The 12,428-nt window shown below is 36.8% G+C and carries 11 protein-coding genes; 2 read left to right on the top strand and 9 right to left on the bottom strand.

Annotation, left to right across the window (positions count from 1 at the left end):
• Positions 1-325 precede the first annotated feature (325 nt).
• The 5 genes from LC095_RS00580 to LC095_RS00560 form a co-directional block, all read right to left on the bottom strand.
• A complete protein-coding gene (locus tag LC095_RS00580; RefSeq protein WP_216774516.1) occupies positions 326-838 on the bottom strand; it encodes an adenine phosphoribosyltransferase in 513 nt (170 codons plus the stop codon).
• A 16-nt stretch (positions 839-854) separates the two neighbouring features.
• Positions 855-3,209, bottom strand: coding sequence for a single-stranded-DNA-specific exonuclease RecJ (gene recJ / locus LC095_RS00575; protein ID WP_226526350.1), 2,355 nt, complete (start codon positions 3,207-3,209; stop codon positions 855-857).
• Positions 3,210-3,293: 84 nt separating this feature from the next.
• On the bottom strand, positions 3,294-3,614 hold the full coding sequence (locus LC095_RS00570) for a lipopolysaccharide assembly LapA domain-containing protein (protein ID WP_226526349.1): 321 nt from the start codon (positions 3,612-3,614) through the stop codon (positions 3,294-3,296).
• 183 nt (positions 3,615-3,797) lie between these two features.
• Positions 3,798-6,041: a protein translocase subunit SecDF gene (secDF, locus tag LC095_RS00565; protein ID WP_226526348.1), complete on the bottom strand. Its 2,244-nt coding sequence runs from the start codon at positions 6,039-6,041 to the stop codon at positions 3,798-3,800.
• A 117-nt stretch (positions 6,042-6,158) separates the two neighbouring features.
• Positions 6,159-6,452, bottom strand: a complete 294-nt coding sequence (locus LC095_RS00560) for a post-transcriptional regulator (RefSeq protein ID WP_226526347.1) — start codon at positions 6,450-6,452, stop codon at positions 6,159-6,161.
• A gap of 145 nt (positions 6,453-6,597) precedes the next feature.
• Here LC095_RS00560 and spoVB point away from each other — a divergent pair, with 145 nt between their 5' ends.
• Positions 6,598-8,169, top strand: a complete 1,572-nt coding sequence (spoVB, locus tag LC095_RS00555; RefSeq protein ID WP_226526346.1) for a stage V sporulation protein B — start codon at positions 6,598-6,600, stop codon at positions 8,167-8,169.
• 43 nt (positions 8,170-8,212) lie between these two features.
• On the opposite strand, the gene LC095_RS00550 is transcribed toward spoVB, so the two are convergent.
• Both LC095_RS00550 and LC095_RS00545 read right to left on the bottom strand, forming a co-directional pair.
• Positions 8,213-8,872 (bottom strand): DUF421 domain-containing protein, encoded by a 660-nt coding sequence (locus LC095_RS00550; RefSeq protein WP_226526345.1) that lies wholly within the window; start codon positions 8,870-8,872, stop codon positions 8,213-8,215.
• Between the two features lie 80 nt (positions 8,873-8,952).
• The gene (locus tag LC095_RS00545; protein ID WP_226526344.1) at positions 8,953-10,245 is read right to left on the bottom strand and encodes an ArsB/NhaD family transporter; all 1,293 of its coding nucleotides are present in this window, start codon (positions 10,243-10,245) and stop codon (positions 8,953-8,955) included.
• 222 nt (positions 10,246-10,467) lie between these two features.
• Here LC095_RS00545 and LC095_RS00540 point away from each other — a divergent pair, with 222 nt between their 5' ends.
• A complete protein-coding gene (locus LC095_RS00540) occupies positions 10,468-10,848 on the top strand; it encodes a TIGR04086 family membrane protein (RefSeq protein ID WP_226526343.1) in 381 nt (126 codons plus the stop codon).
• 144 nt (positions 10,849-10,992) lie between these two features.
• Here the strand turns inward: LC095_RS00540 and yajC are convergent, their stop codons facing one another.
• Positions 10,993-11,253, bottom strand: coding sequence for a preprotein translocase subunit YajC (gene yajC / locus LC095_RS00535; protein ID WP_078432446.1), 261 nt, complete (start codon positions 11,251-11,253; stop codon positions 10,993-10,995).
• Positions 11,254-11,278: 25 nt separating this feature from the next.
• Positions 11,279-12,424, bottom strand: a complete 1,146-nt coding sequence (gene tgt / locus LC095_RS00530; protein ID WP_078432447.1) for a tRNA guanosine(34) transglycosylase Tgt — start codon at positions 12,422-12,424, stop codon at positions 11,279-11,281.
• Positions 12,425-12,428: the final 4 nt, after the last annotated feature.

Below are 12,428 nucleotides of genomic sequence, written 5' to 3'. Positions count from 1 at the left end.
GATTACAAATCTTTTTCCTTCTTGCTGTTTATATATTGTCATAAAAACCGAATAACGAAGTTCGTTATATCGATTAGAAATTTCACTATATTGTAACTATTATCAATAAAAAAACACGAGATGTAAAGAGAAAACAGTATTTTTCACACTAGCCAGAAAGTGGTATATGACCTTTTACACAAAAAACATTTAATAAATGGAGTAAAATGGATTTTATAAGTCAAGTTAATTGAAATAGTATATGCAATTTGCAAAAAAAGCACCCATTTGAGTGCCTCTAAAAATAATGGGGACCGAGAAGCAAATAACCCGGGTCCCCATATAATTAAAATGTCATTAATGTTAAAACATCATAGCCATCCAATAAATTACGGCCATCTAAATATGATAATTCTATTAAGAAAGCAATACCCGCTACAACTCCACCTAATTCTTCCACAAGCTTGATTGTTGCTTCGATTGTTCCTCCAGTTGCCAATAGATCATCTGTGATTAATACTCTTTGACCAGGCTTAATCGCATCTTTATGAATTGTAAGGACATCTTTCCCATACTCAAGACCATACTCAACACGTACAACCTCACGAGGTAACTTTCCTTCTTTACGAACTGGAGCAAAGCCCACTCCTAGTGAATATGCCACTGGACAACCGATAATAAAGCCACGCGCCTCTGGACCAACAACGATGTCAATCTCTTTTTCACGAGCATATTCCACAATTTGGTCTGTCGCATATCGATACGCATCCCCATTATCCATTAATGTTGTAATATCTTTAAATTGAATTCCTGGTTTCGGATAATCAGGAACGACTGTTACAAATTGCTTTAAATCCATTTTTCCTTTGTCCTCCTTATACACCTACAGGCGCATCTAATGGAAACCTTTGTTCAAACCACTGCTTAAGCTGCATGTAAGATGTATATAATAACGTTTTTTCTAGTTCAATTTGGTTTTGCTTTTGGGTATACGTTTTCGATTCACTTAAATCTCTTTTTTGAGATGTGGAATTTGTCGAAATAACACCATTTTCTATTGTAACAAATTCTAGCTCAAAAAACACCTGTGACATAAATTCTATTGTTTCTTTTGTCCAGCCTTTGTGTTTCGCCAGAAGCTCACCTTGTTCACGAAGCTTAAAGGAGCCTTGCTTTCGCAGGAAACCATAGTACCATTTAAAATGATCCCTTGTCGGTATTGTCGAAAAAAAATGATCCGCTTCTTGTTGAAACACAGAATAAATTCTTGCAGGTTTACCTTTTGAAAAAAGCCCGTCCAATAATTCGATTGAAGAAGGAATGTCAAGTAAAAGAAGATGTTTGTCACGGGCATCAAGATTTTTTGCCTCTTCATCAGATTGTACTCGACGTGCTTTATGATCCAGTCCTCTTTGCGCTAATTCTTCATATGTTTTTGACTGAAATGTAATAATCTGCCCAGCTTCATTGGATGAAAATAAGCTTATGAGATGATCAACATTTCTGGAACCGCGAAAGTCAAACAGCTGCCATTGATTTACTTTTAAATCCTTCAGCATAATTTGCGGTTTTCTCAAGTTATTCCATTCATTTATTGTAAGCTCTCCAATAGCAGATACAGCAACAGCAGGTGAGAGCTCGTCATGAATATACCCCATACCGAAGCCAACACAATCGAGTTGCTGTTCTTCTTGTGAAAAGACGATCTTTAAATGATTTTGCTCTGCCCCTATTTTACGGACATTAGCCAATGTCATATCTTCCAAATGAATAATCGGTTTTGGATTATTCATACCAAACGGTGATAACTGCTGCATCTCTTCTATAGACTTAACAGTTATATCCTCTAGCTTACAGCTAACATCAACTCGTGTAACAGGAATAAAATCATCTTCTGTCAAAATCATCTGTGCTTTTTCTACCAGTCTTTCACGAAGCTCATTTACATCTTCAAGTTGTAATGTCATACCCGCAGCCATAGGATGACCGCCAAAATGAGGTAAAATATCACGGCATGTTGATAAATTTTCAAACAAATCAAAGCCTACGATACTTCGTGCTGATCCCTTTGCGATCCCCTTTTCTTTGTCGATACTTAAAACAATTGTCGGTCTATAAAAACGATCGACTAATCTTGAAGCTACAATCCCGACAACACCTGGATTCCAGCCTTCTTTGGCAATAACAAGGACAGGATTTTGCTCAATTGGAAAGCGTGTATTAACCTCTTGAATAGCTTCCTCAGTCATTGTGTTCACTAGTTTTTGTCTTTCTTTATTACGTAAATCTATTTCTTCAGCGATCATCATAGCTTCTTCTTCATTATCAGAAAGAAGTAAGTCGACAGCTGGATCTGCAGATTGTAATCTTCCAACAGCGTTAATTCTGGGACCAAGAGCAAAACCAATTGTATCTTCATTTATTTCTTGCAGCTTTACATTAGCAATTTTTAACAGAGCTTTTAACCCGATCCGATTTGTAGTTTTTAATTGGTTTATACCACGTTTTGCTATTAATCTATTTTCTCCATGCAGAGCAACTAAATCGGCAATTGTGCCAATTGCCGCAACCTCTAATAGATCTGTTGGAACTTCCCCCAACAGTGCATGGCTTAATTTAAATGCTACACCTACACCAGCCAATTCCTTAAATGGATACGTGCATTCCGGCTGTTTAGGATGTATGATTGCTAGTGCATCAGGTAAAACTGGACCTGGTTCATGGTGGTCAGTGATAATTAAATCCACACCTAAACCCTTCGCAACTTCTGCTTCATGAACTGCAGCAATACCGGTATCAACCGTAATAATTAGTGAAAAGCCCCGTTCATGAGCTAATCTAAATGCTGCCTCATTTGGTCCATATCCTTCCGAAAATCGATTGGGTATATAAAAATCTGCTTTAGCACCTAATTTTTGTAATGTCGTTAATAAAACAGTCGTACTACTTACACCATCTGCATCATAATCACCATAAACCAATATATGTTCATTATTATGAATTGCCTTTTGAATACGTTGTACAGCTTTGTCCATATCTTTTAAGAGAAATGGATCATGAAAAGTTTGTGAGTCCGTATCTAAAAATTCCTTCGCAGCTTCGACAGAGTTAATTCCTCTATTTACTAGTAAAGAAGCTACCAGCGGTGTCACCGATAAATTCTCTCTTAAATTTTGAATGAAGGTTTCATCAGATGATTGAATCATCCACCTTGTATTTGCCTTTAACATAGTTTCACCCCTCAACCTTCTCATTATACAAGAGTGGTCAAGGGGTTTCAATTTAAGGATTCTTCCATTGTATGATGTTAGTGTTTATGATTGATCTGTTTGTAAGCGATGATCATTTTGAACAGCTTGATCTTTTTCTGTTAAAGTTTTCATTTCTTCTTTTAACCTTATGTTTTCTTTTTCTAATGCCTTTAATTTTCGATTGAGTGTAAGGATTCTAACAACTCCTGTAGAGGCTATCATAAAACCGCCCATAAATACTGAGCCCAAAATAATTAGAATCAGCGGCCACTCAGCTTTCCCAAATAAATAATCCACCTCTACAGTTTCCACATTTATGACTGCAAAAATCGCAATAATTAAGGCAAAGATAATAGCCAGGATTATACTCCACTGACGTTTCATCGGCTTCCCTCCTTTTAAGTTAAGTATAATTTGAAGGGCTTTTAGTACACTATTTTGCTCCAAATCAAATAGTGTGACAAACTAAAACACAAAATAAATAAGAATCAACCCATCTCTATTTATTATTACCCCATTCTCATGGCATAGTAACAAAAAGTGTGAGTTGATCCTTTATACAGTCAGTTATACCTGTGGTTCATCACTTACGTGAGAAGCTGTTTCTTTCTTTCTAGTTATTTGCTTACCTTTCCAAATCAACCATAATTGAGCTGCAATAAATAGAGAAGAATAGGTACCGGCAACTAAGCCAACCAGTAATGCAATTGAGAAATTCGTAATAGATGAGCTACCAAAAACCAACAGGGCTGCGACAGCTATAACAACTGTTAACACAGTATTAATTGAACGGGTAAAGGTCTGTTGTAGACTTCTATTTACGATAAACTGTAAATCCTCAATCGTTTTAGCTTTTTTCTTTTTATTTAATTCCCGGATTCTGTCAAAGGTAACGATCGTATCATTTATTGAATACCCGACAATTGTCAACACGGCTGCAATAAATGTAATATCTACTTCTAATCTAGTGATACTAAAAAAAGCAATGATGAAAAACGCGTCATGTAACAAGGCAATAATTGATGCCAGCGCCATATAGAATTCAAAGCGAATAGATACATAAATAATAATCCCAATGGAAGCAATTAACACTCCATACATCGCATTCCTTGCAAGTTCTTTACCTACCGTCGGGGAAACCGTACTTACATTTGGTTCAGAACCATATAATTCATTGAAATGGCTTTTTACTTCAGCAATTTTTTGCGGTTCAAGTACACCTATAAAGCGTGCAACCCCAACCTCTTTGTTTTCTCCTGCAAGGACAACATCATCGACTTCGAGATCCAGCTTACTCATTTCACTCTCAATTTCCTCTGCTGTTAAGCTCTTATCCGCTAATACCTCGATTCGTGTTCCACTTGCAAAATCAATTCCTACATTTAATTTAAATACTAAAATAACAATAACACCTGCAACAACAAGTAATGTCGAAAGCATAAAGAATTTTTTACGGTGTTTTAAGAAATCCACATGATCAAACTTCGTTGGTGCAATTGTATCATCGTCAGTTTCTTCGATACTAAGAATCTCATCCTTTTTCACACCAAAGTAACTTTTTTTCTTATCGAGCCATCGACTTTCAACTAATAATGTCAATAGAATTCTGGATAGGAACACAGCTGTGATAAAGCTGACAATAATACTCAGGATCAGCATTGTAGCAAATCCTTTTACAGAGCTTGTCCCAAAGAAAAATAAAACTCCTCCAGCTAAAATTGTTGTAATATTTGCATCAAAGATTGTTGCAAAGGAACGTCTTGACCCTGCTTTAAATGCTGAACGAACCGAGCGGCCCAATTTTAATTCTTCTTTGATTCGCTCGTATGTAATAATGTTGGCATCTACAGCCATCCCGACACCAAGTATTAATGCTGCTATCCCAGGAAGTGTTAATACACCGTTCATCCAATCAAATACTTGAAGAATTAAATAAATATATGTTGATAATGTTATAACAGCAATTAATCCAGGTAAGCGGTAGAATATAAGCATAAACAAGAAAATAATTGCGATACCAACTATACCAGCTAAAACCGTACTATCCAGAGCTTGTTCACCAAATTGAGCTCCGACAGATGTAGAGTAAAGTTCAGTTAGTTTCACTGGAAGAGAACCTGCATTTAGAAGGTTTGCCAAATCCTGTGCTTCCTGAATTGTAAAGTCTCCTGTAATTGTAACATCTGTTTGATTAAAAACCTGATCAACGTTTGGTGCAGATATAAACTTCGGCTTTTCTTTACTAACTTCTGCTTGGAAAGAATCACCTTCTGCATAATCAAGCCAGATGACAAGCTGATTATAAGGTGCATTTCCAACAATCTCCTGTGTGACCTCTTTAAATTTAGATGCATCTTTTAATTTTATCGCAACATTCGGTTTTCCCTGCTCATCGAATGATTGCTTCGCTCCACCTTCAACCAAGTCAGAACCATTTAACATTTCTTTATCTTCATAATCTCTAAATGTTAATTCAGCTTGTGTCGAGAGGATTTCCCTTGCTTTACTTTGGTCGTTCACTCCAGCTAATTGAACCCGAATCCGGTCATCACCTTCGATTTGGATGTTCGGTTCACTAACTCCCAGTACGTTTGCTCTTTTTTGAAGTGCATTTACTGTACTGACTAATACATCTCTTGTTATTTTGTCACCTTCATTTGCCGGTGAAACCTCATAGAGAATCTCAAATCCACCCTGCAAATCCAACCCTAGTATGATGTTACTTGTTGCCTTATTTGTGTTAAAACCTATTAAGCTTCCCACAACAAGGACAAGAAGAAAAAACGCAACGATGCGTCCACGCTTTACCATTATGTATCCTCCTTAATCTCTAACAAATGAACTATTTGGGAGGCATGCTTATTTTATGTATCTAACGTCAACATTTCCCAATAAAAATTATACGATAGTAAATAAAGCTGAAGCAAACTAAATAAGACCTTTTAGGAGATCCTGTCCTTCCTCACTTTCAAACCAGTTGCCTCCTTTGAAAGATTCAACCGTCGCAAAATTCATAAATTCACCCACTTTAAGAGCAAGCACATCCCGTACAACTTCATGTACATATAGTTCAGGTGTTTTTTTCCACTTCTTCGTTTTTAAGTATGTCCATAGCCTTTCTTCTGTTACATCCTCATAACCAAGTAAAATAAATTCTTCTAGTTTACTTTTAATTGCCGGCCTTACATGATCCCGATATTCATCAAACGGCTGCTTATTCATCATACCACTCCTTTTAGTCGAGTCGATTTCATTTTCTTATATTTCAACAATTCACAATCTGCTTAGAACTTGTCATGCTTGGCCTATTGGCTCGCATATAGTAATTGTATATGATTCCACGTTATTTGAGAAGGCAGGGAGAAAAATGTCAAAGCAGACGTTTCTAAAAGGAACGCTTATTTTAATTCTAGCAGGGTTTATTACTCGTGTCCTAGGTTTTATTAATCGGATTGTTGTTGCTCGTTTTATTGGTGAAGAAGGAGTAGGCCTATACAATATGGCAGTTCCTACCCTGGTGCTGGTCATTACAATTACTCAACTTGGATTACCTGTTGCGATTTCAAAACTTGTTGCAGAAGCGGAAGCACAGGGTGATCATCGGAGAATAAAAAAAATACTGGTTGTCTCACTCTCTGTCACCTGCACATTAAGTCTCATCTTTACGCCAGCCATGATTTTACTTGCACCTTATTTATCTCAGCACGTCTTTACAGATCACCGTACCTATTGGCCGCTTTTGGCCATTGCTCCAGTTGTACCAATTGTCGCCATTTCATCGGTTATTCGCGGATATTTTCAAGGCAAACAAAATATGCGTCCAGCTGCTATTTCTCAAGTATTAGAACAAATTGTCCGAATTTCTCTTGTTGCAGTTTGTACTAGTGCTTTCCTGCCTTACGGTATTGAATACGCAGCTGCAGGTGCAATGATTTCAGCTGTTATTGGTGAATTGGCTTCCCTTTTATACTTAGTGACAATGTTTAAAATGAAAAAGAAAATGAAAATTCGCAGAAAATTTTTCAATTCAGTAAAAAATGGGAAAGAAACATTGAATCAATTAATGAACATCGCCCTTCCCACAACAGGAAGTAAATTCATCGGTAATATTTCCTGGTTTTTTGAGCCAATCGTAGTTGCAAATAGCTTATATATCGCAGGTGTCGCAACGGCCGCCGCAACAAAACAATACGGTGCACTCACCGGATATGCCATACCTTTACTTATGCTTCCATCATTTATTACCTTTTCGTTATCAACCTCATTAGTTCCTGCTATTAGTGAAGCAATGGCGAACAATCAATTAAAAACAGTTGAACACCGATTACAACAAGCTCTACGCTTATCCCTTATTAGCGGAGGATTAGCGTGTGTTATTTTATACGTATTTTCTGATCCGTTAATGACTGTTATGTACGGAACGAATAAATCAGCTATATTTGTTCAGGTAATGGCTCCTTTCTTTATTTTTCATTACTTTCAAGGTCCTTTGCAGGCGGTTTTACAAGCCTTGGATTTGGCAAAGGCTGCTATGATCAATAGTTTAATTGGCTCAGTTGTTAAAACAGCTCTCATCTTTGTCCTTGCCACACGTCCATCTCTTGGAATCATGGGGGCTGCACTCGCTATTGTTATCGGAATAATGCTTGTAACCTTACTGCACTTAGCGACTGTCATAAAGGTTGTGCCATTCACAATACATGTTAGGGAGTATGTAAAGAGTGGTGTAACAATGGTACTTGCAGGATTAGCTGGATTCTTTGCCTATGAGTACATATTCGAAACAACTCCTCTTATCTTTAGGTTACTTACTAGTTTGAGTATCACAACGGTCGTTTACTGTTTACTCCTTCTGGTCTTTAAATTAGTTGAAAAAGATGAAGTAAAACGGATACCCTTTGTTGGTTCTTATCTTTCAAGACTTATTCCTGTTAAATAAGATAAAAAATAAAAGAGAAGCTGTTGTGTTCAGCTTCTCTTTTTTAATTGTTATCTTCATCCTTTAAATCTATATAAAATACTCCATTCCCAAACGTACATAGAGAAATTTGTTTCATTTCTTTATAACCTAGTTTTTTAAGCTGCTGTCTTAACCATAAGTTGTTTTTTTGAATGATATCCAAATTTCTCTCCTGAATGATACCATCAACTATGAGCGGCAATTGTATTTCCGTCTGTTTTTTACCCTTATTTTGTTTTTCTATAACTGATAGTTTTCCAGAAGGTTCAAGAATGGCAAACTCAACATCCGCTACATTATTAATATCTTTGTCCCGAAGCTGAGTCATTAAATCATCGAAATTATATCGTTGTGTCCTCATGGCATGCTCATCAACTTTTCCCTGGTTAATGATAATCGTCGGCTTCCCATCTAATAAATGTCTAATTTTTTGATTCTTCAAGGAGATATAGGCCAAGGAGATTTGAATGATCATTAAGATAAGCATAGGAATGACAGTATGTACGAGTGGATCCTTAGGGTCCTCAATGGCCGTTACAGCCATTTCCGCGATCATAATAAAAACGACAAGATCCAAGATGCTCAATTCACCTATTTCTCTTTTTCCCATTACCCTAAAAATAAAAACAATGAGAAAATATAGAAACAGGGTCCGAATTAAGATCGTTAAATAATATTCCACTATATGTTGTTCTCCTTTCCTCCCTCATACCTTTTTACTTATTTTGAACGATATGCTATGTTTTATGTAAAGAATTCACTTTATACTGCAAAGTGAATTAAGTAACGAAAATAAACATAGACGGAGGATATTCCGAGTGAGATAATGACAATTGGAAAGCCAACTTTTAAGAATTCAATAAATTTAATATCCTCCTTTTCCTTAGCAGCTAAACCTGCTACAACCAGATTTGAACTTGCTCCCAACAATGTACCGTTACCTCCCAAACATGCTCCTAATGCTAAGGACCACCATAATGGGTCAAGGTTTGTCATTCCATAATCTTTGAATTCAAGAATCACTGGTATCATTGCCGCAACAAAAGGGATATTATCCACAAATCCTGATAGGACACCTGTCATCCAAAGAATTAGCATAGACGTTTTAGGTAAATCACCCTCTGTATAAAAAACTAAGCCTCTGGCAAGCTCATCTATAATTCCAACCTCTTCAAGCCCTCCTATTAACATAAAAAGGCCGATAAAGAAAAATAATGTTCCCCATTCTACCTGCTTAAATACCTCATCTGGCTTATATTCATCATGTGTTAATAATAACAATAACAAAGCCCCTGCTAATGCAATACTTGTTAAATCAATATGAAGAAGTGGGTTTAACATAAAACCTATTATCGTCATGATCAAAACAGAAACTGACTTAGGCAGTGCAGGTGTTACCTTTAAATAATCCCTGGCTCTAATGGAAGTTAACTTTTTCTGATCAATATGATCCGCCTTTAATTTATCCCGATAAACAAAAATTAAATAACCAAGTATCACGAAAAAAATGAGTAGAACTATAGGGCTTAAGTGAATTAGAAACGCATTAAATGTTAAATGCTCAACTGCCTGACCAATCATAATATTTGGAGGATCTCCAATTAAAGTAGCTGTCCCCCCAATATTTGAAGCAATGATAATGGAAATTAAATAAGGGATGGCAGGTATATGAATCATTCTTACAATTGTTAGGATGATTGGCACAAGCAATAATACCATTGTAACATTGGCTAAGAATGCTGACCCAATTGCAGTTAGAGTTGAAATAACTATTAGTAATGGAATAGGTCTTCCTTTAACCATCTTAGCCATGATAATTGCTAAGAATTCAAACACACCTGTCTGACTTGTAACGATAACAATGAGCATCATCGCAAATAATAAAGCGATTGTATTCCAATCGATATACGTAACAAATGCCTTGTTAACATCATAAATTCCTACAATAAGCATAGCAATTCCACCTAAGCCGGCTGCTAGTGCCCGATCAATCTTCTCCGTCATAATGACTATATATGTGATAAGAAAGATCATAACCGTTAACAATGTAAACATTTCCTACTCCCCCCTTTTTTACTCTTCAATTTCTCATGATCTATCTGTTAAATCTTTCATTACATTTTCTTTCAATTAAACAGCAAGTCCCCATTACCATCATATGATGCAAGTCCACTAAAATATTTGTAGTCTATTTTTTTCTTCCATGAATATTCTGTAATAAAGACGAGCATAAACAAGCTCGAATTAAATTTGTACAGATTGAAAGGGGGAAGCTTAGTGGAAACAAAAAAGTGGGGAAAAGCGATCCTATTTGGTCTTATCACCATTTTTGTTATGGCTCTTGTTACGAGTCTCATATTTTCTTTGCTTTTAAAATTCACAAGTCTCACTGAATCTTCTATTACATGGCTTATTCTTGGTTTATCTATTTTAGCCTTGTTCATTGGCGGATTTGTCGCAGGAGGAAACGGAAAGGAAAAAGGCTGGCTAATCGGAGGAATTACAGCTATTCTTTTTTCACTCATTATTCTTTTATTTAAATTTTTAGGTCATGGTGAGATCTTCTCGGTGCAAGAGCTCATGTATCATGGAGGATTTTTATTAGTTGCTATGTTAGGTGGTATTTTCGGAGTGAATTTGTCTTCATCGAGGGCATAAGAAATCGCAAGCGCCTTGATCAGCCTCAGGCACGTCCTGAGTTCCGGGGCTAGGTGCTGGAGCTAGACACCAACACTAAGTACAATATTCTTACCTAAAATAAAAACCAGGGCCTATTATGTCCCTGGTTTTATTATGTACTTATTAATCTCTAATAACTTCACGTACAGATTTACGATCGAATGTAAGACGAGTTCCATCTCCAACTTTAAGAACAATTTTGTTCTCGTCAATTGAGTCAAGGATACCGTGTAATCCACCGATTGTTACAATCTTGTCACCTTTAGTTAGGCTATTTTGCATCTCACGAACCGCTTTTTGTTGTTTTTGTTGCGGACGAATCAGCAAGAAGTAAAAAATCGCAAACATTAATACTAACGGTAAGACTGTTCCTAGCATTTCCATTTATATCACCCCTTTCATGCGGGTATTAGAAGTTTTTAGCATTCGGTTTGTTAAAGCCGTAAGCTTCAAAAAATTCATCACGGAAATCGCCTAAGCGATCTTCACGGATAGCTTGTCTAACTTTCTCCATTAAGTTTACCAGAAAATATAGATTATGATAAGAAGTTAATCTCAATCCGAATGTTTCATCACTTTTTATTAAATGACGAATATAGGCACGTGAGTAATTTCTGCATGTATAGCAATCACAATTTTCATCTAATGGACCAAAATCTCTAGCATACTTAGCATTTTTCACGACTAGGCGTCCTTCACTTGTCATGAGTGTACCATTACGGGCAATTCGAGTTGGAAGCACACAATCAAACATGTCAATTCCACGAATAGCTCCGTCGATAAGAGAGTCAGGTGAACCTACCCCCATTAAGTATCGTGGTTTATTATCAGGCATGAGAGGTGTTGTAAATTCCAGCACACGGTTCATCACATCTTTAGGTTCTCCAACCGATAAACCGCCAACTGCGTATCCAGGGAAATCCATGGACACCAAATCCCTTGCACTTTGTTTCCTAAGCTCCTCGTATTCTCCGCCTTGAATAATTCCGAAAAGACCTTGGTCGTTTGGTCTTGCATGAGCCTTTAAACAACGCTCTGCCCAACGGCTTGTGCGCTCTACAGATTTCTTCATATAATCATATTCAGCTGGATATGGTGGACATTCATCAAACGCCATCATAATATCAGATCCTAGATCATTTTGGATCTGCATCGCTTTTTCAGGGGATAGGAAAAGCTTATCTCCGTTTAAATGATTACGGAAATGAACACCTTCTTCTTCAATTTTGCGAAATTCACTTAAACTAAAGACTTGGAAACCGCCTGAATCGGTTAAGATTGCCCGATCCCAATTCATGAAATTATGAAGGCCGCCAGCTTCCTTAACGATTTCATTACCTGGACGTAACCATAAATGATAGGTATTACTTAGAATAATACCTGCTCCCATTTCTTTAAGCTCTTCCGGAGACATTGTTTTTACTGTTGCTAATGTTCCAACTGGCATAAACACAGGAGTCTCAAAACTGCCGTGTGGAGTATGAACTCTTCCCAGCCTTGCCCCAGTTTGTTTACATGTTTTAATTAGTTCGTATCGAATTGGTGAAGTTGACACCTTA

The organism is Metabacillus niabensis, from assembly GCF_020524345.1.
Lineage (GTDB): Bacteria > Bacillota > Bacilli > Bacillales > Bacillaceae > Metabacillus > Metabacillus niabensis_B.
The sequence above is the reverse complement of the archived record's forward strand: the minus strand, read 5'-3'. Positions and strand labels throughout refer to the sequence as shown.